At 70.5% G+C, this 23638-nt stretch carries 27 protein-coding genes; 18 read left to right on the top strand and 9 right to left on the bottom strand.

Annotation, left to right across the window (positions count from 1 at the left end; genetic code table 11):
• Positions 1-8 precede the first annotated feature (8 nt).
• Positions 9-884 carry a signal recognition particle-docking protein FtsY gene (ftsY, locus tag AERO9AM_RS09865; RefSeq protein WP_159575978.1) on the top strand — a complete coding sequence of 292 codons (876 nt, stop codon included), beginning with the start codon at positions 9-11 and terminating at the stop codon, positions 882-884.
• 68 nt (positions 885-952) lie between these two features.
• On the top strand, positions 953-1453 hold the full coding sequence (locus AERO9AM_RS09860; RefSeq protein ID WP_159575977.1) for a DUF2004 domain-containing protein: 501 nt from the start codon (positions 953-955) through the stop codon (positions 1451-1453).
• Between the two features lie 75 nt (positions 1454-1528).
• On the opposite strand, the gene lipA is transcribed toward AERO9AM_RS09860, so the two are convergent.
• Complete coding sequence (gene lipA, locus AERO9AM_RS09855) at positions 1529-2518, bottom strand: lipoyl synthase (protein ID WP_159575976.1); 990 nt, start codon at positions 2516-2518, stop codon at positions 1529-1531.
• Complete coding sequence (gene lipB / locus AERO9AM_RS09850) at positions 2515-3156, bottom strand: lipoyl(octanoyl) transferase LipB (RefSeq protein WP_159575975.1); 642 nt, start codon at positions 3154-3156, stop codon at positions 2515-2517. Before lipB ends, lipA begins: the two co-directional genes overlap by 4 nt.
• Before the next feature lie 84 nt (positions 3157-3240).
• Here lipB and AERO9AM_RS09845 point away from each other — a divergent pair, with 84 nt between their 5' ends.
• Both AERO9AM_RS09845 and ffh read left to right on the top strand, forming a co-directional pair.
• Positions 3241-3828, top strand: coding sequence for a TetR/AcrR family transcriptional regulator (locus AERO9AM_RS09845; protein ID WP_159575974.1), 588 nt, complete (start codon positions 3241-3243; stop codon positions 3826-3828).
• Positions 3829-3877: 49 nt separating this feature from the next.
• A complete protein-coding gene (ffh, locus tag AERO9AM_RS09840; RefSeq protein ID WP_159575973.1) occupies positions 3878-5428 on the top strand; it encodes a signal recognition particle protein in 1551 nt (516 codons plus the stop codon).
• 61 nt (positions 5429-5489) lie between these two features.
• Here ffh and AERO9AM_RS09835 read toward each other — a convergent pair whose 3' ends face one another.
• The 4 genes from AERO9AM_RS09835 to AERO9AM_RS09820 all read right to left on the bottom strand — a co-directional run bounded on the left by AERO9AM_RS09835 (position 5490) and on the right by AERO9AM_RS09820 (position 10195).
• The gene (locus AERO9AM_RS09835; RefSeq protein ID WP_159575972.1) at positions 5490-5891 is read right to left on the bottom strand and encodes a hypothetical protein; all 402 of its coding nucleotides are present in this window, start codon (positions 5889-5891) and stop codon (positions 5490-5492) included.
• A 172-nt stretch (positions 5892-6063) separates the two neighbouring features.
• Complete coding sequence (gene glpK, locus AERO9AM_RS09830) at positions 6064-7578, bottom strand: glycerol kinase GlpK (protein WP_159575971.1); 1515 nt, start codon at positions 7576-7578, stop codon at positions 6064-6066.
• 30 nt (positions 7579-7608) lie between these two features.
• A complete protein-coding gene (locus AERO9AM_RS09825) occupies positions 7609-8364 on the bottom strand; it encodes an MIP/aquaporin family protein (protein WP_159575970.1) in 756 nt (251 codons plus the stop codon).
• A gap of 121 nt (positions 8365-8485) precedes the next feature.
• Positions 8486-10195: a glycerol-3-phosphate dehydrogenase/oxidase gene (locus tag AERO9AM_RS09820; protein WP_159575969.1), complete on the bottom strand. Its 1710-nt coding sequence runs from the start codon at positions 10193-10195 to the stop codon at positions 8486-8488.
• Positions 10196-10303: 108 nt separating this feature from the next.
• On the opposite strand from AERO9AM_RS09820, the gene AERO9AM_RS09815 reads away from it, so the two are divergent.
• Positions 10304-11266 carry a sugar-binding transcriptional regulator gene (locus AERO9AM_RS09815; protein WP_159575968.1) on the top strand — a complete coding sequence of 321 codons (963 nt, stop codon included), beginning with the start codon at positions 10304-10306 and terminating at the stop codon, positions 11264-11266.
• A gap of 44 nt (positions 11267-11310) precedes the next feature.
• Here the strand turns inward: AERO9AM_RS09815 and AERO9AM_RS09810 are convergent, their stop codons facing one another.
• Positions 11311-12450: a glutamate--cysteine ligase gene (locus AERO9AM_RS09810; protein WP_159575967.1), complete on the bottom strand. Its 1140-nt coding sequence runs from the start codon at positions 12448-12450 to the stop codon at positions 11311-11313.
• Positions 12451-12713: 263 nt separating this feature from the next.
• Here AERO9AM_RS09810 and rpsP point away from each other — a divergent pair, with 263 nt between their 5' ends.
• From rpsP to trmD, 4 genes are read left to right on the top strand one after another with little or no spacing between them, the layout of a single operon-like run.
• Positions 12714-13148, top strand: a complete 435-nt coding sequence (gene rpsP, locus AERO9AM_RS09805; RefSeq protein WP_159575966.1) for a 30S ribosomal protein S16 — start codon at positions 12714-12716, stop codon at positions 13146-13148.
• Between the two features lie 6 nt (positions 13149-13154).
• Positions 13155-13385 (top strand): RNA-binding protein, encoded by a 231-nt coding sequence (locus AERO9AM_RS09800; protein ID WP_159575965.1) that lies wholly within the window; start codon positions 13155-13157, stop codon positions 13383-13385.
• Between the two features lie 2 nt (positions 13386-13387).
• Positions 13388-13993, top strand: coding sequence for a ribosome maturation factor RimM (gene rimM, locus AERO9AM_RS09795; protein ID WP_159575964.1), 606 nt, complete (start codon positions 13388-13390; stop codon positions 13991-13993).
• Positions 13983-14681 carry a tRNA (guanosine(37)-N1)-methyltransferase TrmD gene (trmD, locus tag AERO9AM_RS09790; protein WP_159575963.1) on the top strand — a complete coding sequence of 233 codons (699 nt, stop codon included), beginning with the start codon at positions 13983-13985 and terminating at the stop codon, positions 14679-14681. Before rimM ends, trmD begins: the two co-directional genes overlap by 11 nt.
• A 43-nt stretch (positions 14682-14724) precedes the next feature.
• Here trmD and AERO9AM_RS09785 read toward each other — a convergent pair whose 3' ends face one another.
• Together AERO9AM_RS09785 and map are read right to left on the bottom strand one after the other, a co-directional pair.
• Entirely contained in the window at positions 14725-15288 is a 564-nt protein-coding gene (locus tag AERO9AM_RS09785) for a DUF4190 domain-containing protein (RefSeq protein WP_159575962.1), read from the bottom strand.
• 80 nt (positions 15289-15368) lie between these two features.
• Positions 15369-16151, bottom strand: coding sequence for a type I methionyl aminopeptidase (gene map / locus AERO9AM_RS09780; protein WP_159575961.1), 783 nt, complete (start codon positions 16149-16151; stop codon positions 15369-15371).
• A gap of 103 nt (positions 16152-16254) precedes the next feature.
• On the opposite strand from map, the gene AERO9AM_RS09775 reads away from it, so the two are divergent.
• The 9 genes from AERO9AM_RS09775 to AERO9AM_RS09735 all read left to right on the top strand — a co-directional run bounded on the left by AERO9AM_RS09775 (position 16255) and on the right by AERO9AM_RS09735 (position 23621).
• The gene (locus AERO9AM_RS09775; protein WP_159575960.1) at positions 16255-16782 is read left to right on the top strand and encodes an MFS transporter permease; all 528 of its coding nucleotides are present in this window, start codon (positions 16255-16257) and stop codon (positions 16780-16782) included.
• Between the two features lie 186 nt (positions 16783-16968).
• A complete protein-coding gene (gene rplS / locus AERO9AM_RS09770; RefSeq protein ID WP_159575959.1) occupies positions 16969-17319 on the top strand; it encodes a 50S ribosomal protein L19 in 351 nt (116 codons plus the stop codon).
• Between the two features lie 119 nt (positions 17320-17438).
• Positions 17439-18221, top strand: coding sequence for a signal peptidase I (gene lepB / locus AERO9AM_RS09765; RefSeq protein WP_159575958.1), 783 nt, complete (start codon positions 17439-17441; stop codon positions 18219-18221).
• Positions 18202-18861 (top strand): ribonuclease HII, encoded by a 660-nt coding sequence (locus AERO9AM_RS09760; RefSeq protein ID WP_159575957.1) that lies wholly within the window; start codon positions 18202-18204, stop codon positions 18859-18861. The genes lepB and AERO9AM_RS09760 overlap by 20 nt, the downstream gene beginning before the upstream one ends.
• Positions 18862-18944: 83 nt before the next feature.
• Complete coding sequence (locus AERO9AM_RS09755; RefSeq protein ID WP_045252131.1) at positions 18945-19271, top strand: DUF2469 family protein; 327 nt, start codon at positions 18945-18947, stop codon at positions 19269-19271.
• Positions 19272-19408: 137 nt separating this feature from the next.
• Positions 19409-19771: a YraN family protein gene (locus AERO9AM_RS09750; protein ID WP_159575956.1), complete on the top strand. Its 363-nt coding sequence runs from the start codon at positions 19409-19411 to the stop codon at positions 19769-19771.
• A complete protein-coding gene (locus AERO9AM_RS09745; protein ID WP_159575955.1) occupies positions 19768-21297 on the top strand; it encodes a YifB family Mg chelatase-like AAA ATPase in 1530 nt (509 codons plus the stop codon). The genes AERO9AM_RS09750 and AERO9AM_RS09745 overlap by 4 nt, the downstream gene beginning before the upstream one ends.
• A complete protein-coding gene (dprA, locus tag AERO9AM_RS09740) occupies positions 21294-22619 on the top strand; it encodes a DNA-processing protein DprA (RefSeq protein ID WP_236602566.1) in 1326 nt (441 codons plus the stop codon). Before AERO9AM_RS09745 ends, dprA begins: the two co-directional genes overlap by 4 nt.
• 99 nt (positions 22620-22718) lie before the next feature.
• A complete protein-coding gene (locus AERO9AM_RS09735) occupies positions 22719-23621 on the top strand; it encodes a tyrosine recombinase (RefSeq protein ID WP_159575954.1) in 903 nt (300 codons plus the stop codon).
• The last annotated feature ends 17 nt before the right edge of the window (positions 23622-23638 follow it).

Genomic DNA, 23638 nt, shown 5'->3' with positions numbered 1-23638 from the left:
CTGGTGCCATGGCGGAGAAGTCCTGGTCCCTCGGCCGCGCGCTGCGCGGCATGTTCGTCAAGCCCACCATCGACGAGGACACCTGGGACGACCTCGAGACCGCCCTGATCACCGCCGACTTCGGCCCGGACATCACCGAGCGCCTGATCGACGAACTGCGCGCGAAGGTGGAGCGGTACCGCACGACGGATCCGAAGGATCTGCAGCGCATGCTCCGCGAGACGCTCGAGGAGCACTTCGCGAAGTTCGACACCACCCTGAAGCTCACCGAGCGGCCCGCCGTGGTGCTCGTCGTCGGCGTGAACGGCGTCGGGAAGACGACGACGATCGGCAAGTTCACCAAGTTCCTCCGCGGCTACGAGCGGTCTGTCGTGGTCGGCGCCGCCGACACGTTCCGTGCCGCCGCGGTCGAGCAGCTCGGCACCTGGGCGCAGCGGGCCGGAGCCGCGATCGTCCGCCCGCAGCAGCAGGGCCAGGATCCGGCGTCCGTGGCATTCCAGACCGTCGAGTACGCGAAGAACAACGGCACCGAGATCGTCATCATCGACACCGCGGGCCGGCTGCACACCAAGGGCGGGCTCATGGACGAGCTCTCCAAGATCCGCCGCGTCGTCGAGAAGCAGGCGCCGATCAGTGAGGTGCTGCTCGTGCTCGACGCGACGACGGGACAGAACGGGGTGCTGCAGGCCGAGGCGTTCCTCGAGCACGCCGGCGTCACGGGCCTCGTGCTCACCAAGCTGGACGGCTCCGCGAAGGGCGGATTCGTGCTCGCCGTGCAGGAGCGCACCGGCATTCCGGTGAAGCTCCTGGGCCAGGGAGAGGGCATCGACGACCTCACCGGCTTCACTCCGCACGTCTTCGTGCAGGCTCTCGTCGGCTCCTGATCCGGACCGATCTCCGGCGCGCGCGTCACGGACTACCGTCCCGCGCACAAGGCTGGTTTTATAGCCGTATGGCGATCGAACACGACTTCTTCGGACTGCTGTCCTCGGGACCGGACGGATCGATCTTCTGGTCCGAGACGGTGGAGTTCGGCGACCATGCCCTCACCGTCGACCTGACCGCGCCCGACCAGGAGGACGTCTCCCGGGAGTCCCTCGACATCGCCGCCGCCTTCGTCTCGGGACTCGAGGCGATCGACGCCAAGGCTCGCCGCGGAATGCTCTCCGAAGTCGACGACCGCACCAGCGAGGTCACCGAGTACATCTTGCAGCAGCAGGAGGAGTACGGCGACGAGCTGACCGACTACCTCGTCGACGTGAGCGGCGATGCCGCGGTCGACATCATCCGATCGCTCCGCCTGATGAGCATGACGCTGCTCGTGGACGAGCACGGCGGCAGTGAGCCGTTCGCCGTGCTCGAGTACGCGCTCGACGCGGACGGCGACGACGACGTGCTGCTGGTGAACTTCGGATCCGACGGCTCCGTGCTGTCGGTCATGAGCGCCGACTGACGACGGATCGGACGCCAGGGCAACGAACCGCCGGACGGGAGTGGCCCCCCTGCTTCCCGTCCGGCGATCCGGGTCTCAGACCGCCTGCGCGAAGCCGAGGTCGGCGCCCTCGGCGATGTGCGCCAGATGCGGCGGGATCTCCCGGCCCTTGGAGATCATCGACTGCGCCCACAGCCGGCCGGCACGATAGGACGAGCGCACCAGCGGACCGGCGAGCACCCCGAGGAAGCCGATCCGCTCGGCCTCCTGCTTGAACGCGACGAACTCATCGGGCTTGACCCAGCGCGAGACGGGCAGGTGCCGCGGCGTGGGCCGCAGGTACTGCGTGATCGTGATGATGTCGCAGCCGGCGTCGTGCAGGTCCTGCAGCGCCTGGATCACTTCTTCGGGCTGCTCACCCATGCCGAGGATCAGGTTCGACTTGGTGATCAGGCCCGCCTCGTGCCCCTGGGTGAGGACGTTGAGCGAGCGCTCATAGCGGAATGCGGGGCGGATCCGCTTGAAGATCCGGGGGACCGTCTCGACGTTGTGCGCGAACACCTCGGGGCGGGCGTCGAAGATCTGGCCGAGGAAGGCGGGATCGGCGTTGTGCTCGTTCGCGAGCAGTTCCACCCCCGTGTTCGGGTTGAGCTCGTGGATCTTGCGCACGGTCTCGGCGTTCAGCCATGCGCCCGTGTCCGGGAGGTCGTCGCGGGCGACGCTCGTCACGGTCGCGTAGCGCAGGCCCATCTGCTGCACGCTCTCGGCGACGCGACGCGGCTCGTCGGTGTCGTAGGCGTCGGGCTTTCCGGTGTCGATCTGGCAGAAGTCGCAGCGGCGCGTGCACTGGGAGCCGCCGATGAGGAACGTCGCCTCCTTGTCCTCCCAGCACTCGAAGATGTTCGGGCAGCCGGCTTCCTGGCACACCGTGTGCAGCCCCTCGTCCTTGACGAGCGAGTGCAGCGCCTTGTACTCCGGACCCATCTTGGCCTTGGTCTTGATCCACTCGGGCTTGCGCTCGATCGGCGTCTCCGCGTTGCGGACCTCCAGGCGCAGGAGCTTGCGTCCCTCGGGGGCGGCGCTCATGCGGCCACCTCCGCCGCGTACTCGGCCGTGAAGGCGGCGCTCACCGCATCGACGAGGTCGGCGGGGGAGACCTCGCGGCCGACGACCTCGCTCACGGTGGTGACGCCGGCGTCCGTGATCCCGCACGGGATGATGCCGCGGAAGCCCGCGAGGGTGTTGTCGCAGTTGATGGCGAAGCCGTGCATGGTGACGCCCTGCTGCACGCGCACGCCGATGGCGGCGACCTTGTCCTCGCTGAGCGGCCGGCGCACCCAGACGCCGCTGCGTCCCTCCACCTGATAGCCGTCGACCCCGAGCGGCCGCAGCACGTCGATCAGCAGGTGCTCCAGGCGACGCACGTGCGCCACCACGTCCATGGGTTCGGGCAGGCGCACGATCGGGTAGCCGACGAGCTGACCCGGCCCGTGCCAGGTGATCTTGCCGCCGCGGTCGACGTCGACCACGGGGGTGCCGTCCTGGGGGCGCTCCTGGGGCTCGGTGCGCTTCCCGGCCGTGTACACGGCTTCATGCTCGAGCAGCAGGAGCGTGTCGGGGCGGGTGCCCGCGACGACGTCGGCGTGGATCCGCCGCTGCAGGTCCCACCCCTCGAGGTACGGGACGAAGTCGGGGGCGAGCCCCACCGTCTGGATGTCGAGCATGACCGATCCTTTGATCGAGTTGTTGTATGCAGTTCAATAATAGGGGCGAGAGGGGACGGGCGCACCACGCGATACGGTGGCGTGGTGAGCACCTCCGCCCGCGGCGTCGGCCGCCCCCGCGTCTCCTCGCGCGAGACGATCGCCGAGGCCGCCTGCGAGCTGTTCCTCGAGCAGGGTTACGAGCGCACCTCGATCGCCGGCATCGCCCAGCGGGCGGGCGTGAGTCGCTCGAGCTTCTTCAACTACTTCTCCTCCAAGAGCGATGTGCTCTGGTCGGGCTTCGACGAGCGCCTGGACCGCGCCGTGGAGGCTCTCGCCCAGCCGGGTGCGGGCGCGGATCCGGACCGCGTCGAGGCCGTGCTGTCGGCGATCCTGGAGGGGCTCGAGCCGGATCCGCTGGCGCTGGCGTTCGGGAACACCCGGGCGATGGGCCTCGAGGAGGAGTTGCAGCGCGAGTCTGCGCTGCGTCAGGGACGGCTCGCGGCGGCGCTGTCCGAGGCTGCCCGCAACGCCGGGGTCGAGCGCATCCGTGCCGACGTGCTCGGCGCCGCATATGCCGTCGTCGTGCTGTCGTCGCTCCGGGTGTGGGCCGAGGGGGGCGCCGGTCACGGCTCGCCGCTCGCCCAGCTGCAGCACGCCCTGCCGCGCATCGCCGATCTGCACTGGGGCTGACCGCGCCCGACGACGTGCTCCTGGCCGGCTCGCGTAGAATTGCAGCACCATGGCTACTTTTGGCACGCTCTCCGATCGGCTCACCGAGACCTTCCGCAATCTGCGCACGAAGGGCAAGCTGTCCGCGTCCGATGTCGACGGCACCGTCCGCGAGATCCGGCGGGCGCTGCTGGACGCCGACGTCGCACTGCCGGTGGTCAAGGACTTCACGGCGAAGGTCCGCGAGCGCGCCCTGGGCGACGAGGTCAACAAGGCGCTGAACCCGGCGCAGCAGGTCGTGCAGATCGTCAACGAGGAGCTCATCGGGATCCTCGGCGGCGAGCAGCGCCGTCTCGAGTTCGCGAAGAACCCGCCGACGGTGATCATGCTCGCGGGCCTTCAGGGATCCGGTAAGACCACGTTCGCCGGCAAGCTGGCCAAGCAGCTCCAGAGCGAGGGGCACACTCCGCTGCTCGTCGCCGCCGACCTGCAGCGCCCCAACGCCGTGACCCAGCTGACGGTCGTCGCCGAGCAGGCCGGCGCGACCATCTTCGCCCCGGAGCCGGGCAACGGCGTCGGCGACCCCGTGCGCGTCGCTCGCGACGGCGTCGAGCACGCGCGCCGCCAGCAGCACGACATCGTCATCATCGACACGGCGGGCCGGCTCGGCGTCGACGCCGAGCTCATGAAGCAGGCCGCGGACATCCGCGCGGCTGTCGACCCGGACGAGGTGCTGTTCGTCATCGACGCGATGATCGGTCAGGACGCGGTCAACACCGCCAAAGCGTTCCAGGAGGGCGTGGACTTCACCGGCGTGGTGCTCTCCAAGCTCGACGGCGACGCGCGCGGCGGCGCAGCGCTGTCGGTCGCCTCGGTGACCGGGCGTCCGATCATGTACGCCTCGACCGGTGAGCGCCTCGAAGACCTCGAGCCGTTCCACCCCGACCGCATGGCGAGCCGGATCCTCGACCTCGGCGACATCCTCACCCTCATCGAGCAGGCCCAGCAGGCCTTCGACGAGGCCGAGGCGCTCAAGGTCGCCGAGAAGCTGGCCACGGAGACCTTCACGCTCGAGGACTTCCTCGAGCAGATGCAGCAGCTCAAGAAGATGGGCTCGATGAAGAAGATGCTCGGGATGCTCCCGGGCATGGGCCAGATGAAGCAGCAGCTCGAGCAGTTCGACGAGCGCGAGCTCGACCGCACCGAGGCGATCATCCGCTCGATGACGCCGGGGGAGCGGCGCAACCCGAAGGTGCTGAACGGCTCCCGTCGGCTGCGGATCGCGCGCGGCTCCGGCGTGACGGTGACCGACGTCAACCAGCTCGTGCAGCGCTTCGAGCAGGCCGCGAAGATGATGAAGACCGTCGCCCGCGGCGGCACCCCGAACATCCCCGGCATGGGGCCGGTGCCCGGCATGGGCCGCCCCGGCGCGTCGTCCAAGCGCGGCAAGAAGGGCAAGGGCGGCGGCTCCCGCTCCGGTAACCCGGCCAAGCGCGCCGCCGAGAACGCCGGCCTCGCCACGAGCCAGGCGCCGACCGGCACGGGATTCGGGCTCGGCGGGCAGAAGGCGCCGAGCGAGGCCGACATGGCCGAGATCCAGAAGCTCTTCGGCAAGAACTGACGTCGATCGGGTCCTGGTCCGACGTGCGATGAGCGGCGGAGTGCCGTCCCGTCGCCGCGGGTCAGCCCGGGGTGCCGGGCAGCACCAGGTTGCGCAGCGCGGCGCTCGCCCCGCTGAGGGGGTCGGCGCTCGCCCGCACGCTCTCACCGCGACGGAGCAGCCGGACGGTCGGCGTCGCGTGGTCGCCCGACCAACCGCGCGCGGCCAGCAGCGAGCGCTCCCAGAGCAGCACGCACTCCAGCGCGACCACGAGCGCGCGGTCGTCCTTCGGGCCGAAGACGCCGATGCGCTGCAGACCCGCCATCCGGGCGAGCGCCTCGTGCACCGTCCTCAGCTCGCGGTCGGGCCTCGAGCCCGCGCCCGGCCCGAACGTCGCGACGAACAGGCGGGCGGAGACGTCGAAGAGGTTCGCGCCCAGCAGCTGGTCGAGGGCGCGTACCTCGTCGGGGCTCGGCTGGCTCATCGGTATACCCCTGAGGTCGTGCGCCGCCGTCGCGGCGAGGTCTTGGGCCGCCACTCTATCGCCCTCCGAGAGGGCGTGCTTCTCCGAGGATACGGAGCGCCGTGGAGGACGCCGGACGAGAAAGGCGGACCCGGAGGAGATCCTCCGGGCCCGCCTTGTGTGCGAGGTCAGCTCACTTGACGTCCTCGTCGACCCAGTCCATCGACTTAGTGACGGCCTTGCGCCACAGGCGCAGCTGGCGGTCCCGCTCGGCGGCGTCCATGGTGGGCTCCCAGCGGCGGTCCTCCTGCCAGTTGGCGGAGAGGTCGTCCAGGCCGCTCCAGAACCCGACTGCGAGGCCGGCGGCGTACGCGGCACCGAGGGCGGTCGTCTCCGCGACCACGGGACGCACCACCGGCACGCCGAGCACGTCCGCCTGGAACTGCATGAGTGCGTCGTTCGCGACCATGCCGCCGTCGACCTTGAGCTCGGTGAGGTCGACGCCGGCGTCCGCGTTGACCGCGTCGAGCACGTCGCGGGTCTGGAACGCGACCGCCTCGAGCGCTGCGCGGGCGATGTGGTTCTTGTTCGCGTAGCGGGTGAGGCCGGCGATCACACCGCGGGCGTCGGGACGCCAGTACGGGGCGAACAGACCGGAGAACGCGGGCACGATGTAGACGCCGCCGTTGTCCTCGACCTGCTTGGCCAGCTCCTCGACCTGCGGGGCCGAGTCGATGATCCCGAGCTGGTCGCGCAGCCACTGGATCAGCGACCCGGTGACCGCGATCGAGCCCTCGAGCGCGTAGTGCGTCGGGCCGTCGCCGAGCTTGTAGCCGACGGTGGTGAGCAGTCCGTTCTTCGAGTGGACGATCTCCTCGCCCGTGTTGAAGATGAGGAAGCAGCCCGTGCCGTAGGTGTTCTTGCTCTCTCCGGCGTTGAACGCCGCCTGGCCGAACGTCGCCGCCTGCTGGTCGCCGAGGATGCCCGCGATCGGGGTCTCACGCAGCAGCGATGAGCTCTCCGCGGCGCCGTACACCTCCGAGGAGGAGCGGATCGACGGCATCATCGACTTCGGCACGCCGAAGGCCTCGAGGATGTCATCGCGCCACTGCAGCGTCTCCAGGTCCATGAACATGGTCCGCGAGGCGTTGGTCACGTCGGTCGCGTGCACGCCGCCGTTCACCCCGCCCGTGAGGTTCCAGAGCACCCAGCTGTCGGTGGTGCCGAACAGCAGGTCCCCGGCTTCGGCCTTCTCCCGGGCGCCCTCGACGTTCTCCAGGATCCACGCGATCTTGGTGCCCGAGAAGTAGGTCGCCAGCGGCAGGCCGACGATCTGCTTGAACCGGTCGACGCCGCCGTCCGCGGCGAGACGGTCGACGATCGGCTGGGTGCGGGTGTCCTGCCAGACGATCGCGTTGTAGACCGGCTTGCCCGTGGTCTTGTCCCAGACCACCGCGGTCTCGCGCTGGTTGGTGATGCCGACCGCGGCGATGTCGTGGCGGGTGATCCCGGCGCGGCTCAGAGCGAGGCCGATGACCTCCTGAACGTTCGCCCAGATCTCGGACGCGTCGTGCTCGACCCAGCCGGCCTGCGGCAGGATCTGCTCGTGCTCCTTCTGACCGGTGGCGATGATGCTGCCCTTGCGATCGAAGACGATGGCACGGCTCGAGGTCGTGCCCTGGTCGATGGCGATGACGTAGTCAGCCATGTGCAGTTCTCCTTTGAATAGCGGTTCGGGTTACTTGGCGAGGTGCAGCAGCACCGGAGCGAGCACGGCGGCCAGCGCGCCACCGATGAGCGGGCCGACGACGGGCACCCAGGAGTACGCCCAGTCGCTCGATCCCTTGCCCTTGATCGGCAGGATCGCGTGCGCGATGCGCGGGCCGAGGTCACGGGCGGGGTTGATCGCGTAGCCGGTCGGGCCACCGAGGGAGGCGCCGATGCCGACCACGAGGAGGGCGACGGGAAGCGCCGTCAGCGGGCCGAGGCCTCCGGGGGTGCCCACCTTGACGTCGCCGTAGTCGGCGAAGGCGAAGATCACGAACACCAGGACGAACGTGCCGATGATCTCGGTGATGAGGTTCCACGCGTAGGAGCGGATCGCCGGTCCGGTCGAGAAGACGCCGAGCTTGTTGGCCGGGTCGGGCTCCTCGTCGAAGTGCTGCTTGTAGGCGAGCCAGCACAGGACGGCGCCGATGATCGCGCCGAGCAGCTCAGCGCCCGCGGCGACCGCGAACTGGGCGAACGAGATCTTGTTCGCGATCAGCAGGCCGATGCCCACGGCCGGGTTCAGGATCGCCCCGGAGTACGCGGAGACGAGCACGCCGGCGAAGACCGCCAGGCCCCATCCCCAGTTGACCATCAGGAAGCCGCCGCCGTTGCCCTTGTTCTTCGCCAGGGCGACGTTCGCGACGACACCGCATCCGAGGAGGATCAGCATCGCCGTGCCGACGAGCTCGGACAGGAAATACAGCCCCATGTTCACTTCAGGCATGTCTCCATTGACCTTTCGCAGAGCATCGGCCCCTCTGCCGATGCGGTGTTTCGAGTGGACGCCGAGAAGGGCGGCGATCGCCCCTCGTCGCCCGCGGGTACAGGCGGCGAGGGATCCCTCGTCACCCGCGGGTGCGGGCGGCGAGGGAAAGTCCGTGGCGGGTGTTCAGCAGCTCCCGGGTGAGCTCGATCTCGCGGGCGGTGCGCGCGCGGTCCCAGCCCTTGAGCGGAGCCAGGGCCTCGGCGACCTCTTCGAGGATCTCCTCCGTGACGTCGCCGGTGAAGGCGAGGCTCGTGCGGCGCAGGATCACGTCCTCGAGGCGCACGATCAGCTCGTTCTGCACCATCCACTCGAGCTCTCGCGTGGACAGCTGGCCCGCGGCGAGCGGTGCGTCCGCACCGTCCTGGACGTACCGCCACACCTCGGCGGCGCGGGTGCCGTAGCGCTTGAGCAGCAGCTCCGCGCGCTCACCGGCGCCCGGGAGGTTCTGCGAGATCCACGCGACGCGCGCCGCGTCGGTCTGCGGGTAGTCCTTGCCGCCGCCGATCACGCGACCCAGGGTCGAGACGACGCGCGGACGGCCGAGGATCCCGAGGATCTTGTCGGAGAGGGACTCGCCGAGTGCGCGGAACGTCGTCCACTTCCCTCCGACGAGGCTGAGGTGCGGCACCGCGCGGCTGTTGTCGACCTCGACGCGGTAGTCGCGCGAGACGAAGCCGGGAGCGGTGTCCTCGTGGCGGGGGAGCGGGCGGATGCCGCTGAAGCGGTAGACGATCTGGTCGCGGTTCACGTCGATCGACGGGAAGACGTGGTGCACGAGGTCGAAGAAGTAGTCGACTTCCTCCTCGGTGCACAGCGGCACCTCGCGGGGGTCGGCGTCGATGTCGGTGGTGCCGACCATGACCTTGCCCTTGAGGGGGTAGATGAGGACGATCCGGCCGTCGGAGTGCTCGAAGAAGATCTCGCGGCCCTTGGTCGCGGCGAGCAGCTCCGGGTTGTCCAGCACGATGTGCGAGCCCTTGGTGCCGCCCATGAACCGGGTCAGTTCGCCGAGGGCCTCGTTCGTCAGGTCCGTCCAGGGGCCGGAGGTGTTCACGACGACGTCGGCGGCGATGGGGAACTCGGTGCCGGTCTCGCGGTCGCGGACGAGGACCGCGTCGCCATCATGGCCGATCGCCTCGACGTAGTTGAGCGCGTGGGCGCCGGGGTGGGCGGCACGCCCGTCCTGCATCACGTCCAGCGCGAGGCGCTCGGGGTCGTGCATCGAGGCGTCGTAGTACGTCGCGGTGTACTTGATCCGCGGATCCATCGCGGGCAGCTCGGCGAGCGACTTCTTGCGGCCGAGGAACTTGTGCCGCGGCACCGTGCCGCCGTCGCGGGAGAACGTGTCGTAGATGGTGAGACCCATCTTGATGAGGAACGCGCCGCGCTCCTGCGGCTTGCCGGACTTGTGCGTGAGGAAGCGCAGCGGGGCGGACAGGATCCCCGAGAAGGTGGAGTAGATCGGGATGGTCGTCTCGAGCGGCTTGACGTAGTGCGGAGCGATCTTGATGAGGCCGTTGCGCTCGGTCACCGACTCCTTGACGAGGCGGAACTCGCCGTTCTCGAGGTAGCGGATGCCGCCGTGGATCATGTGGCTGGAGGCCGACGAGGCGCCGGAGGCGAAGTCGCCGCGCTCGACGAGGACCACGTCGATGCCCTGCAGAGCCAGATCGCGGAAGGTGGAGATCCCGTTGATTCCCCCGCCGATCACCAGCACCGTGGTGCGTCCTGCCTCGCGGACCTGGGTCACCTCGGGGCGTTCCGCGGCGTTGTGGATGTGGTCGGTCATCATCGTCTCCTTCCCGATTTCTCACAGCATTCCCCCAGGCGCCCGTATGCGCAAGCAACCTGCACGAATGTGCAAGAATCGGGCGAATCGGTTTCCAGGAGGCCGCGAATGGATGAACGGAAGCGCCAGGCGAAGGTCGTCGCGGCTCTCACGGCGGCCCGGCTGTACTACCTCCAGGACAAGACGATGGACGTGATCGCGGAGGAGCTCGGCACCTCGCGATCCTCGGTGTCGCGGCTGCTGACGTACGCCCGCGAGGTGGGGCTCGTCGACATCCGCATCAACTCCCCGCTCGAGCACGCCGGCGAGCTGGAGCAGCAGCTGCACGACCGGCTGCACGTGGCCGCTCACGTCGTGCCGATGCCGGAGAGCGTCACCGAGGTCGAGCGGCTGGAGCGGGTGGCGCTGACCGCGGGGCGCCTGCTCACGCAGATCATCGACTCGAACATGGTGGTGGGGCTCGCCTGGGGATCGACCATCAGCGCCGTGAGCCGCGAGCTGGGGCAGAAGGAGACCCGCGGCACCACGATCGTGCAGCTGAACGGCGCGGGGAACACGCTGACCAGCGGTGTGGAGTACTCGAGCGAGATCCTGCAGCGCTTCGGATCCGCGTTCGGCGCGCAGGTGCAGCAGTTCCCGGTTCCCGCGTTCTTCGACGACCCGCGCACCCGCGAGGCGATGTGGCGCGAGCGCAGCACGCTGCGCGTGCTGGACCTTCAGGCGAAGATGGACCTCGCCGTGTTCAGCGTCGGCTCACCGAGCGCGGAGGTGCCCAGCCGCGTGTACGTCGGCGGCTACCTCGGCCGCGACGACTACCGGAGCCTGCGCGAGGATCGGGCGATCGGCGACGTGGCGACGGTGTTCTTCCGCGCCGACGGCACCTGGCGGGACATCGCGGTGAACGCGCGTGCCACCGGCCCGGGGCTGGACCGGCTGCGCCGGGTCGCGCGCCGGTTCTGCATCGTCGCGGGCGCGCAGAAGCTGCCCTCACTGCGAGCGGCGATCGGCGCGCGCCTGGTGACCGACGTCGTGCTGGATGAGGGCCTCGCGCGGCAGCTCGTGGAGGGGTGACCCCGTCGCCTCGTACGCCGCGGAGCCCGTCGTGCGCGGCGCGGTCAGAGCGTCGCCGGACCGGAGCGGAACTCCCGGATCAGGTGATCCACGACGGCGTGCAGGTCGCCGCCGGACGCATCGGCGACCGCGACCTGGCGCGCGTAGCTGGCGCCGCGGTCGAGGATGTCGGCCACCCCGGCGAACTGGTCGGAGCACTGCAGATCGGCGGCGATCGGGGCCAGCCGCTCGAGCTCCTCCGCGAGATGCGCGCGCACCGAGCGCTGTGCGCCGTCCGGGGTCACGATGACCTCGGCATCGAGCCCGTACCGCGCCGCGCGCCACTTGTTCTCGCGGTGGAACCACGGGGCGAGCACGGCGAGGGGCCGTCCCTCGTCGAGGTCGCGGGAAAACCCCTCCACCAGCACCTGGGTGAGGGCCGCCACGGCGGCGAGCTCGTGCAGTGTGGACATGCCGTCGCACGCGCGCACCTCGATGGTGCCCCAGCGAGGGGCCGGTCGGATGTCCCAGCGCACCTCGGTGGCGTCGAGCATCACGCCGGTGCGCACCATGTCGTCGAGGTATCCCTCATAGGCCGCCCAGTCGGCGAGCGGCCACGGCAGTCCCGCGGTCGGCAGCTGCTGGAACACGAGGGCGCGATTGGACGCGTATCCCGTCCGTTCGCCTGCCCAGAACGGACTCGAGGCGGCGAGCGCCTGCAGATGGGGGAGGTACGAGGTCAGCGCGCCGATGATCGGCAGCACCTTGTCGCGGTCTTCGACCCCGATGTGCACGTGGATGCCCCAGATCATCATGTTGCGACCCCACCACTGGGTCTTCTCGATGAGCGAGTGATACCGCGTCTTGTCGGTGACCTGCTGGTCGTACCACTGCGCGAACGGATGGCTTCCCGCCGACAGCAGCTCGATGCCGGCGGGATCCGTCGCGGTGCGCACGGCCGCGATCGCGGCGGCGATGTCGCCCACGGCGTCCGAGACGGTGGACCCGACTCCGCTGGTGACCTCGATCGTGTTCGTCAGCAGCTCGCCGGTGACCGTGTGCCGTTCGTCGGCGCTGGCGCGTTCCAGATCGTGCAGCAGCTCCGGGGCGCGCCCGACGAGATCCCCGGACACCGGGTCCGCGAGCATGAGCTCCCATTCCAGCCCCACGGTGGAGCGCCGCGATGAGGCGAACTCGATCGGCATGTGACCTCGATTCGGGACGGGAGATCGTCGGCCAATGATGGCACGCGCGTTGCGGATCCGCTGGGATCGATGACGTCTTGCGACACGGTCGGGACGCGACCTCGCTCCGTTTCGCGGGTTCGCGCGGGATCTGGCAGAATAGACAGCTGGATCGCCGCTCGACCCTCTATCCGGCCGTGATCCACCCGCAGAGCTTCCACCGGGTGTGCACCCCACGCTTCTGGTGATCAGTTCGTCTTCCTTCCACACCATTCAGGAGAATCGTGGCTGTCAAGATCCGTCTCAAGCGCCTGGGCAAGATCCGTGCGCCCTACTACCGCATCGTCGTCGCCGACTCGCGCACCAAGCGCGACGGTCGTGTGATCGAGGAGATCGGCAAGTACCACCCCACCGAGGAGCCCTCCTTCATCGAGGTCGACTCCGAGCGTGCCCAGTACTGGCTCTCCGTCGGCGCGCAGCCGACCGAGCAGGTCACCGCCCTCCTCAAGATCACGGGCGACTGGGGCAAGTTCAAGGGCGACAAGGACGCGAAGTCCACCCTCAAGGTCGCCGAGGCCAAGGCCGAGTTCCAGGCGGACACCGCCAAGAAGTCGGTCATCAAGCCCAAGGCCGAGAAGAAGGCGGAGGCTCCCGTCGAGGACGCCGCTGCCGAGGCCCCCGCTGAGGACGCAGCCGAGGCTGCGACCGACGCGGAGTAATCCGTCGTGCTGGCCGCCGCGCTCGAGCACATCGTCTCGGGGATCGTCGATCACCCGGAGGATGTCACCATCACCACCTCCTCGTCGCCGCGAGGCGAGGTCCTCGAGGTGCACGTGCACCCCGACGACCGGGGGCGCGTGATCGGGCGCGGCGGTCGCACCGCCAAGGCCCTGCGCACGCTGATCACCGCGCTCGCGGACGGGCGTCGCGTGCGCGTCGACGTCGCGGACGACTGAGCGTGGCCGGCACCGAACGTCCCACCGGCCGCAATCAGCTGCGCGTGGGGCGCCTCGTCAAGGCGCACGGCCTCAAGGGCGCGCTCAAGCTGGAGCTGTACACCGACGACCCCGCCGGACGCTTCACGCCCGGCGCCGAGTTCACGTTGCAGGTGCCCGAGGCGTCTCCGTGGCACGGCAAGACCATCACCGTCCGCGAGTACCGGGTGATGAACGGCAGTTCGGTCGTCTTCTTCGAGGGCGTCGAGGACCGCACCGCTGCGGAGAGCCTCGTGAAGGCGATCCTGTGGATCGATCAGGACGACGCCGAGGAGCCCGAGGACGACGCCTGGTACGACCACCAGCTCACGGGCCTCGAGGTGGTCCGCGACGACGTCGTCATCGGTCGCGTCATCCGCGTCGACCACCTGCCGGCACAGGACCTTCTCATCGTGCGGCCGTCGAACGGCGCCGCCGAGGTCATGGTGCCGTTCGTCTCCGCGATCGTGCCCACGGTCGACATCGCCGGGGGCCGGATCATCGTGACACCTCCCGCCGGGCTTTTCGAGGAGCTCGAGGAGGACGCCCCGAGCGGACCGGCGGAGCAGGACGCCCCCGGTGCGGATTGACGTCATCTCGATCTTCCCGTCGTACTTCGACGGACTGACGCTCTCGCTGCTCGGCAAGGCGCAGAGCACCGGAATCCTCGACCTGCAGATCCACGATCTGCGCGACTGGACCCACGACCGTCACCGCACGGTCGACGACACGCCGTACGGCGGCGGTGCGGGCATGGTCATGAAGCCGGAGCCGTGGGGCCTCGCGCTCGACGAGCTCGCACCCGCCGGCAGCGACTCGCCGCCGACGATCATCTTCCCCTCGCCTGCGGGCGAGGTGTTCCACCAGTCGACGGCGCGCGAGCTGGCACAGCGCGAGCACCTCGTCTTCGGCTGCGGCCGCTACGAGGGCATCGACGAGCGAGTCTTCGAGGAAGCCGCGACGCGCGGCGAAGTGCGCCTGATCAGCCTCGGCGACTACGTGCTGAACGGGGGAGAGGTCGCCGTGATGGCGATGATCGAGGCGATCGGCCGGCTCATCCCCGGCGTCGTCGGCAATCCCGAGAGTCTCGTCGAGGAGTCGCACGAGGACGGGCTGCTGGAGTACCCGTCGTACACCAAGCCCTCGGTGTGGCGTGAGCGCGAGGTGCCGCCGATCCTGCTGAGCGGCAACCATGGCGCGATCGCGGCCTGGCGCCGCGAGCAGCAGCTCGAGCGCACCCGTCGGCGCCGGCCCGATCTGCTCCGCGACGAGGACTGAGTCCCGCTCGCCGCCGCGCTGACGCCGCCGCGCGCGGTCAGGCTCAGCCGCAGGTGTACGTCGCGCCGCCGACCTGCCACGTGCCCGGGCCCAGCTGTGCGCACATCGACAGGACGTTCGCGAGCGCGATGCCGCCCACGACCACGCCGATGATCCCGAGCACGGTGAACACGAGACCGATGATGATGCCCGCGACGGCGATCCCGGTGGGCGCGTTCGCGTTCTTGAGCTTGACCCGTGCGACAAGGCTGAGGATGAAGCCGACCAGCGGAATCACGAAGGCGAGGATCAGTCCGGCGATGGCGAGGCCCTTGCCCGGCACCGGAGCGGCGTAGGGGCCCTGGGCGGCCGGATAGGCGGGCATGGGGGCGGAACCGTAGGGAACCGCCTGCGGCGCAGCGTATCCGCCGGGCTGCGGCGCCTCCGGCGCAGTGTATCCGCCCGGGCGCGGTGTGTCCGGCGCACCGTAGGACGGCGACGGCGGGACCGGCACGGGCGGCGCGCTGTATGCGGGTGCCGGGGCGACGGGCGGCGCGGGAGGCGCCGGGTACTGCGGCGGCTGCCCGCCCTGCGGAGCGGACGGGCCGGGCTGCTCGGGGTAGGTCATGCGCTCCTCCTGGGACCGTCGCGGGGCGGACAGCACCGAGTCTAGGGGCGCCGCCGCACCGCGGGCGAGCGCCGGACGGATCAGTCGACGCCGAGGAAGGAGCGGTCCGTGAGGATGATCGGGCCGTCCTCCGTGATCGCCACGGTGTGCTCCGAGTGGGCGCCGCGAGAGCCGTCGGCGCTGCGCAGCGTCCAGCCGTCGGGATCCGTCACGAGTTCATCCGTCGTGGCGAGGAACCAGGGCTCCAGGGCCATGACCAGTCCCGCGCGCAGCGGGAAGCCGCGTCCTGCGCGCCCGTCGTTCGGCACGTGCGGGTCGCCGTGCATGATCCGGCCGACGCCGTGTCCGCCGAAGTCGGTGTTGATCGAGTACCCTTCGCCGTGCGCCACGCCGGCGATGGCGGCGGAGATGTCGCCGATGCGGTTGCCGACGACGGCCGCGGCGATCGCGGCGTCGAGCGCGCGCTCGGTGGTCTCGATCAGGCGCAGATCCTCGTCGCGCGGCGTTCCCACGACGAAGGACACCGCGGAGTCCGCGACCCAGCCGTCCACCGAGACCGCGAAGTCGAGGGAGACGAGGTCGCCGTCGCGCAGCGTGTAGTCGTGCGGCAGCCCGTGCAGCACCGCGTCGTTCACCGATGTGCAGATGACCTTGCCGAACGGGCTCGCGCCGAAGGACGGGTGGTAGTCGATGTAGCAGGACTCGGCGCCGGCCTTGCGGATCATGTCGTGTGCGCGCCGGTCGATCGAGAGCAGGTTCGTGCCCACCTTCGTCTCCGCACGCAGCGTCGCGAGCGTCTCCGCCACGAAGCGTCCGGCCGCCCGCATCTCCTCGATCTCGGCGGGGGTGCGCAGTTCGATCATTCCCAGTCCTCTCGTCCTGTCCATTCTCTCCCACTCGGCAGGCGGCCCACGCTCACAGCGAACGTGCGGATCGCTGGGCTCCCTGGCGACGTAGCATCGCGATATGTGGATCCGGCGCGCGTTCTTCTCCTGGCTGTTCCCGGCCGCCCTCGTGCTGCCGCTGTGGCTCTTCATCGGCTGGGGGGTGTTCCAGGCCGGCGGGTGGGCGTTCCTCTGGGTGCTGTTCGTGGCACTGCCCTCGGTTCTCGTGGGCGAGGTGGTCCTGGCTCTTCTGGTGCGCGCACGTCCTGCAGTGCGCGAGCAGCGGGCGGTGTCCTGGCGCGACGTCATCGGATTCACCCTGTGGCATGCGCTGACCGTGGCGCTCGGCTTCTTCCCGGAGGCTGCGTTCGGGTGGATCCTCACCGCGACGATCGTCGCGTTCCTCGGCCTGTTCTGGTCCACACTGTGGCAGCTGTTCAAGGATGTCGCCGAGCGCGGACGGGCGGCACTCGTCATCGACGGCGACACGATGCGCGCTTCGAGCTACGGCGATCGCGAGGAAGCGGTGCGCGAGCGGGCGCGTCAGCACGGCGAGGTGATCGTGATCACCGAGACCGGTCGGGCGGGCGACGGGCGCTCCGAGCACTGAGACGACTGCCCGCCCGGCGCCGTCGTTTTGGTGCGGTTCCGGATCCGTGGCAGAATGGTTCCTTGTGCCGTGACCCGGTTCTGCCTCAGGGGAACCCGCGGACGCCTTGCGCGCCGTTCGGCACACACCATCCTTGTATCCCTTCCCCATGCATGCGACCTGAGGCGAGTGCAGAGAGAGACGATCATGCAGATCCTCGACGCCGTCGACGCGGCTTCGCTCCGCTCCGACATCCCCGAGTTCTTCCCCGGCGACACCGTCAAGGTGCACGTCAACATCGTCGAGGGCAGCCGCTCTCGTATCCAGGTCTTCCAGGGCGTCGTCCTCGGTCGCTCGGGCGATGGGGTCCGCGAGACCTTCACCGTCCGCAAGATCAGCTTCCAGGTGGGCGTCGAGCGCACCTTCCCGGTGCACTCCCCGGTGATCGACCACATCGAGGTCGTCACCCGCGGTGACGTGCGCCGCGCGAAGCTGTACTACCTGCGCAACCTGCGCGGCAAGAAGGCGAAGATCAAGGAGAAGCGCGACGCGCGCTGATCCATCACGGCTTTTCGAGAAGCGCCCCGGGACACGCCTCCCGGGGCGCTTCTTCGTGCCCGGGCATGAGAAGCTGGAAGACGCCGTCGACCGACGGCAGGAGCCGTGAAGGATGGCGCATGACGGAAGAGATCGCGGCCGGGCCCGTAGAGGCCGTGCAGGAGCCGGCGGTGCCGCGCAGACGCGGCTGGGTGATCTTCCTCCGCGACGTCGTGGTGATCCTGCTCATCGCCGTGCTCGTGTCGTTCCTCGTGAAGACCTTCGTCGTGCGCAGCTTCTACATCCCGTCCGGATCCATGGAGAACACGCTCCTGATCAAGGACCGGATCCTGGTCGACGAGATCACCCCGCATTGGAACGGCTACCACCGCGGTGACGTCGTGGTGTTCAAGGATCCGGGAGGCTGGCTCCCGCCCACGCCGGCTCCGGCGCCGCGCTCTCCGCTCTTCGAGGCGGGCGAGTGGTTCCTGACGCTGATCGGGATCGCCGCCCCCGACTCGGACGACCACCTCGTCAAGCGCCTGATCGGCCTGCCCGGGGACCACGTGGTGTGCTGCAACTCGCTGGGGCAGATCACCGTGAACGGCGCGCCGATCGACGAGTCCTCCTACCTCAAGCAGGGAGTGGGCGACAGCCGCGCCTCCAGCATCCCGTTCGACGTCACCGTGCCCGCGCACGCCGTGTGGGTGCTCGGCGACAACCGCACCCGCTCGGAGGACTCCCGCTACCACCAGGACCAGCCCGGAGGCGGATTCGTGCCGATGGACAACGTCGTCGGCCGTGCCTTCCTGGTCACCTGGCCGTTCGACCGGTTCGGTCTGGTCGACGGGCACTACGCCGTCTTCAACGGCGTGTCGAATCCGCAGCATCAGGGGCGCCGCCGTGGTGGTCGTCGAGCCTAGCCTGGTGCTCGAGCGGCGACTGCTGCGCGAGCACGCCCTCCTCATCGCGCTCGACGAGGTCGGCCGGGGCGCGCTGGCCGGTCCGGTCGCCGTGGGCGCCACCGTGGTCGACGCGGCTGCTGCGAGACGCCGCGTGCCGCACGGCCTGCGCGACTCCAAGCTCGTGCCCGAGAAGCGACGGCCCGAGGTCGCGGAGCGCGCCGGGGCGTGGGCACCCGCGAGCGCGGTGGGATGGGCGGCGAGCACGGAGATCGACGAGATCGGCATCATGCGGGCGCTCGGCCTCGCCGCGTCCCGTGCGATCACCGCGGCCTGCGGGGAGGTCTGGGACGCGTCTGCGGCGCTCGTCATCCTGGACGGCAACCACGACTACGTCTCCGCGGTGCATCCGGCACCGCTCACGGTGCGCTCGATCATCAAGGCCGACCGCGACTGCGCGTCCGTGGCGGCGGCGTCTGTGCTCGCCAAGGTCGCCCGGGACGCGCTCATGGTGGAGCTGTCGGGGGAGTACCCCGACTACCAGTGGGAGCGCAACAAGGGCTATGCGAGCCCGGAGCACCGGGAGGCCATCCGGCGCGGGGGTCTCACCAGGCATCACCGTTCGTCGTGGGCGATCATGGACGCGCCGACGCTCTTCTGACCGGCGCGCGTCGTGCCTGGGCCTTCGGAGCGACCGTCGCCCGGCCCTCGGCACCCGACCGCCTCTCGTAGGATGGAGAGACCATGGATGACGACGCCTTCGACGACTACGACCGTGAACTCGAACTCGCCCTGTACCGCGAGTACCGCGACGTGGTCCTGCAGTTCCAGTACGTGGTCGAGACCGAGCGTCGCTTCTACCTCGCCAACGAGGTGAATGTCGTCCGCCGAGACACCGAGCACGACTTCTACTTCGAGGTCGCGATGAACGACGTCTGGGTGTGGGACATCTACCGCGCCGACCGCTTCGTCAAGTCGGTGCGCGTGCTCACCTTCAAGGACGTCAACGTCGAGGAGCTGTCCCGACGCGAGTTCGAGCTCCCTCAGGAGTTGTCGCTCGACGGCGAGTGAGTCCGGTCGGCGGCGTCGCCGTCCTCGCGTCACGTGGATCGCGGTGACGGCCTCCACAGGCTGAGATCCCGGCGGACTCCGCACCGTTTGCGCGACCGCGCCGCCGCGGCCTCGCGACCGCGGCCAGGCTGTCGGTCATGGCAGCCAAGGACGAACTCGGACGCGCGGGCGAGGACCGCGCCGTCGCGCACCTGACCCGACTCGGCTATCGGATCCTCGACCGCAACTGGCGGTGCGACCTGGGGGAGCTCGACGTCGTGGCGCGGCGCGAGGAGACGCTCGCGTTCGTCGAGGTGAAGACCCGGCGCACCCTGGACTTCGGCCACCCGTTCGAAGCCATCGACGAGCGCAAGCGTCAGCGGCTCTGGCGGCTCGCTCACGCCTGGGTGCGGGAGCACCCCATGGCGAGCCGGGGCTGCGCGCTGCGGCTCGAGGCCATCGGCATCGTCGGCACGGATCCCGCGATCGGCTCCCTCGAGCACCTGCGGGATCTGCGATGACCGCGCGCACCTGGGCGGTCGCGCTGACCGGCCTCAACGGCCACATGGTCGATGTGGAGGCCGACCTGTCCCAGCAGACGCCGGGGTTCGACCTGATCGGGCTCGGCGACCGTGCGCTGGGCGAGGCGGTGCGGCGCGTGCACAACGCCTGCCGCAACAGCGGGCTGGATCTGCCGCGCCGCAAGCTCACGGTGAACCTCTCGCCGGCGAGCCTGCCGAAGCACGGATCCGCGTTCGACCTCGCGATCGCGATGGCGGCCTTCGGCACGGCGGGCGGCCTGGATCAGGCGTCCCTGGCGCGGACCGTGCACCTCGGGGAGCTCGGGCTGGACGGACGTCTGCGGCCGATCCCCGGGGTGCTCCCCGCACTGCACGCCGCACGTGAGGCCGGCTTCGAGCGGGCGGTGGTGCCGTTCGCGAACGAGGCGGAGGCGCGCCTCGTCCCCGGGCTGGAGGTGCACGCACCGGTCAGCCTGGCGCATGTGGCCCTGCTGCACGGCGCCGACGTGCCCGATCCGGGGGATCCCGAGCCGGTGCTGTCCGCCGCAGCCGCGCAGGCGAGCGAGCCCGCGCTGGAGCTGGCCGACGTGATCGGCCAGGACGACGCCGTCGCGGCGCTCGTCGTCGCCGCCGCGGGTGGACACCATCTCCTGCTGTCCGGACCGCCCGGCGCGGGCAAGACGATGCTGGCGCGGCGTCTGGCCGGGATCCTGCCCGACCTGGACGAGGAGCTCGCCCTCGAGGCCGCCTCGATCCGGTCGCTCGCCGGTGAGACGCTGACCAGGCTGGACCTGCGGCCGCCGTTCGTGGCCCCGCATCACAGCGCCTCGGTCGCGGCGATGATCGGAGGCGGTTCTCGGTCTGCGCGGCCCGGGGCGATCGCCCGTGCGCACGGCGGTCTGCTGTTCCTCGACGAGGCGGCGGAGGCGCCGGGCATCGTGCTCGAGGCGCTGCGGCAGCCGCTGGAATCCGGATCGATCGAGATCCACCGGGCCGAGTTCACCGCACGGTTCCCCGCCCGCTTCCAGCTCGTGCTGGCGACGAACCCGTGCCCGTGCGGTGCATTCGGGGTGGTCGGCGAGGACTGCATCTGCCCGCCCGCCGCGATCCGGCGGTACGCAGCGCGATTGTCGGGGCCGATCCGCGATCGGCTCGACATCGAGGTGCGCGTCGCGCGTGTGTCGACGGCGGAGGTGACGGGCCCTGCGCGCGGGGCACTGACCACGGCCGCGGCGCGAGGACGGGTCGAGGAAGCCCGCGAGCGGGCGGCGCAGCGCTGGCGGGGAACGCCGTGGCGCCTCAACGCGCATGTGCCCGGGACGTGGCTGCGACAGGGGGAGTTCCGCCTTCCCCCTGATGCCAGGGCGCCGCTCGACCGCGCGCTGCAGCGAGGCGCTCTGACGCTGCGCGGATACGACCGGGTGCTGCGGCTGGCGTGGTCGGTTGCCGATCTGGACGGTGCTGCAGCCCCGGGCCTCGCCCACGTGGGACGCGCGCTGTATCTCAAGAAGGGAGCCGTTGCATGAGCGAGGCAGCACAGAGCCGGCGACCCGCCGGGGACGAGCCCGCCCGCGCGGAGGTTCTGGGAGCGCGGGACATGCGGCGGAGCCTGAAGGCGCTGCGTGCGGATGCGCGGTTCCTCCGGGAGGCGGACCGGATCCGGCCCGACGGAGGCGATCCCGCCGTGCGCGATGCCCTGATCTGGAGCCTGCTGTGCGAACCCGGGGACGGAGTCGCCGGAGCCCTGATCGAAGCGCTCGGACCGACGGACGCACTCGACGCCGTGTTCGGCGGCACGGAATTCGGTGGCGCGGTGTTCGGCGGCACGGGCGAGGACCGACGCTCGACGCAAGGCGCCGGCGACGCCGGTGATCGAGCAGTGGTGGATCGCGACCGTCCGGCGGCGGCTGCGCTGCGGGATGCGCGGCGGCGCTGGGCGCCCCGGCTCGCCGCCGAACCGCACCTCGCCGCGCTGCGGACGGCGGTGCGCATCGGAGCCCGACTGCTGCTCCCCACGGATCGGGAATGGCCGGTGGCGCTGGCGGATCTCGGCGCGCACGCGCCGCGCGGGCTCTGGCTCCGGGGCGACGCCACGGCGCTCGGTGATCCGGGCGTCGCCATCGTGGGAGCCCGGGCATCGTCGAGCTACGGCGAGCACGTCGCCGGGGATCTCGCAGGCGAGCTCGCCGCGGAGGGGCTCGTCGTGTTCTCCGGCGGGGCGTACGGAATCGACGGCACGGCGCATCGCGCCGCGCTCCGGGCAGGCGGGCGCACGATCGCGCTGCTCGCGGGCGGCGTGGACCGGCCGTATCCGAGCGGGCATGCGCAGCTGTTCGAGCGGATCGCAGCGAGCGGCGCACTGGTGAGCGAGGTCGCGTGCACCGTGGCGCCGACCAAGTGGCGGTTCCTCGCACGGAATCGCGTGATCAGTGCCCTGGCGGGCGCCACGGTCGTGGTCGAGGCCGGCGCGCGGAGCGGGTCGCTGAACACGGCCGGCCACGCCGCCGAACTCGGACGGCCGCTCGGTGCGGTGCCCGGGCCGATCACGTCCACGACGTCTGCGGGCTGCCACCGGCTGCTCCGCGATTACGACGCGCGCTGCATCACCTCGGCCGCGGACGTGCGCGAGCTTCTCGGCATCGGTCGCAACGGGCGGCGGCCGGCGCAGGAGGATCCGGACATGATCCGGCTCGCCGATGCCCTGAACGCGCGCACGGCCAGGAACAGCCTCGACCTGGCGCGGAGCAGCGGGCTGAGCGAGGACCGGGTCGAGGCGCTCCTCGGGATCCTCGAGCTGGATGGCAGTGCGATTCGCGACGAGCGCGGCTGGCGCAGCGTCCTTCGATGATCGGTCGAGAATGCTCGTCCCTCAGCACCGGTGCCGGCGAACCCTCGTGCGCCCGCGCGTGCTGCCGCGCTCCGCCCGCCGGAAGAGCATGCTGGATCCATGCGCGTTTCCGAAGCGGCGGCGGAGTTCCTGGCGCACCTGACGCAGGTGCGCCGGCTGTCGCCCGCGACCGTGCGCGCCTACCGATCGGACCTGGCCGACCTCGCGGCCGCCACCGGGGACGCCGAGCTCGCCGCCGTGGACCTCGAGGCGCTGCGGGACTGGCTCTGGCGCGCGACGCAGCGCGGTGACGCCCGCTCGACGCTCGCGCGGCGCACCGCAGCGGTGCGCTCGTTCTTCGCCTGGGCCGTTGAAGCCGGGTTCGCCCCTGTCGACCCCGCATTGCGCCTGGTGACGCCGAAACGCGGACGCACGCTGCCGGCGGTCGCCTCGGCGGACGCGATGCGAGTGCTGTTGGACGAGGCGCGCGACGCGGCGCTCGACGGGGATCCGATCCGGTTGCGCGACAGTGCGATCCTCGAACTGCTCTACGGTTCCGGCATGCGCGTCTCCGAGCTGTGCGGACTCGCCGTCGACGACATCGACCTCGACCGGGGGACGGCACGTGTGGTCGGAAAGGGCGACAAGGAGCGCGTGGTGCCGTTCGGGGCTCCGGCACGGGATGCCGTCGCCGCGTACCTGCGGCGTGCGCGGCCGGTGCTGGTCGCGCGGGCGCAGCGCTCCGGGCCTTCGCTGTTCCTCGGCGCACGCGGAGGCGCCCTGGGCCCCCGCGCCGTGTACGAGCTCGTCGCCCGCGTTCTGGCGCCGGTGATCGGGGCCGAGACGGTCGGCCCGCACGCCCTGCGCCACTCCGCCGCGACGCATCTCCTCGACGGCGGCGCCGACCTGCGCGCCGTGCAGGAGATCCTCGGTCATGCGAGCCTCGGCACGACGCAGATCTACACGCACGTCTCGGCGGAGCGGCTCGCCGCGAGCTACCGTCTTGCGCACCCGCGGGCCTGACGCGGCCATCGTCTTCG

Origin of the sequence: Microbacterium sp. 8M (assembly GCF_902506375.1) — a bacterium.
Taxonomy (GTDB): Bacteria; Actinomycetota; Actinomycetes; order Actinomycetales; family Microbacteriaceae; genus Microbacterium.
Note: the sequence above shows the minus strand (reverse complement) of the source record. Positions and strands in the feature narration are given on the sequence as shown.

Excerpts from the sequence above, each read along its gene's own strand:
- ftsY (WP_159575978.1), top strand. The coding sequence starts at position 9 with ATGGCGGAGAAGTCCTGGTCCCTCGGCCGCGCGCTGCGCGGCATGTTC.
- AERO9AM_RS09860 (WP_159575977.1), top strand. The coding sequence starts at position 953 with ATGGCGATCGAACACGACTTCTTCGGACTGCTGTCCTCGGGACCGGAC.
- lipA (WP_159575976.1), bottom strand. The coding sequence starts at position 2,518 with ATGAGCGCCGCCCCCGAGGGACGCAAGCTCCTGCGCCTGGAGGTCCGC.
- lipB (WP_159575975.1), bottom strand. The coding sequence starts at position 3,156 with ATGCTCGACATCCAGACGGTGGGGCTCGCCCCCGACTTCGTCCCGTAC.
- ffh (WP_159575973.1), top strand. The coding sequence starts at position 3,878 with ATGGCTACTTTTGGCACGCTCTCCGATCGGCTCACCGAGACCTTCCGC.
- AERO9AM_RS09835 (WP_159575972.1), bottom strand. The coding sequence starts at position 5,891 with ATGAGCCAGCCGAGCCCCGACGAGGTACGCGCCCTCGACCAGCTGCTG.
- glpK (WP_159575971.1), bottom strand. The coding sequence starts at position 7,578 with ATGGCTGACTACGTCATCGCCATCGACCAGGGCACGACCTCGAGCCGT.
- AERO9AM_RS09825 (WP_159575970.1), bottom strand. The coding sequence starts at position 8,364 with ATGCCTGAAGTGAACATGGGGCTGTATTTCCTGTCCGAGCTCGTCGGC.
- AERO9AM_RS09820 (WP_159575969.1), bottom strand. The coding sequence starts at position 10,195 with ATGACCGACCACATCCACAACGCCGCGGAACGCCCCGAGGTGACCCAG.
- AERO9AM_RS09815 (WP_159575968.1), top strand. The coding sequence starts at position 10,304 with ATGGATGAACGGAAGCGCCAGGCGAAGGTCGTCGCGGCTCTCACGGCG.
- AERO9AM_RS09810 (WP_159575967.1), bottom strand. The coding sequence starts at position 12,450 with ATGCCGATCGAGTTCGCCTCATCGCGGCGCTCCACCGTGGGGCTGGAA.
- AERO9AM_RS09785 (WP_159575962.1), bottom strand. The coding sequence starts at position 15,288 with ATGACCTACCCCGAGCAGCCCGGCCCGTCCGCTCCGCAGGGCGGGCAG.
- map (WP_159575961.1), bottom strand. The coding sequence starts at position 16,151 with ATGATCGAACTGCGCACCCCCGCCGAGATCGAGGAGATGCGGGCGGCC.
- AERO9AM_RS09775 (WP_159575960.1), top strand. The coding sequence starts at position 16,255 with ATGTGGATCCGGCGCGCGTTCTTCTCCTGGCTGTTCCCGGCCGCCCTC.
- rplS (WP_159575959.1), top strand. The coding sequence starts at position 16,969 with ATGCAGATCCTCGACGCCGTCGACGCGGCTTCGCTCCGCTCCGACATC.
- lepB (WP_159575958.1), top strand. The coding sequence starts at position 17,439 with ATGACGGAAGAGATCGCGGCCGGGCCCGTAGAGGCCGTGCAGGAGCCG.
- AERO9AM_RS09755 (WP_045252131.1), top strand. The coding sequence starts at position 18,945 with ATGGATGACGACGCCTTCGACGACTACGACCGTGAACTCGAACTCGCC.
- AERO9AM_RS09750 (WP_159575956.1), top strand. The coding sequence starts at position 19,409 with ATGGCAGCCAAGGACGAACTCGGACGCGCGGGCGAGGACCGCGCCGTC.
- AERO9AM_RS09745 (WP_159575955.1), top strand. The coding sequence starts at position 19,768 with ATGACCGCGCGCACCTGGGCGGTCGCGCTGACCGGCCTCAACGGCCAC.
- dprA (WP_236602566.1), top strand. The coding sequence starts at position 21,294 with ATGAGCGAGGCAGCACAGAGCCGGCGACCCGCCGGGGACGAGCCCGCC.
- AERO9AM_RS09735 (WP_159575954.1), top strand. The coding sequence starts at position 22,719 with ATGCGCGTTTCCGAAGCGGCGGCGGAGTTCCTGGCGCACCTGACGCAG.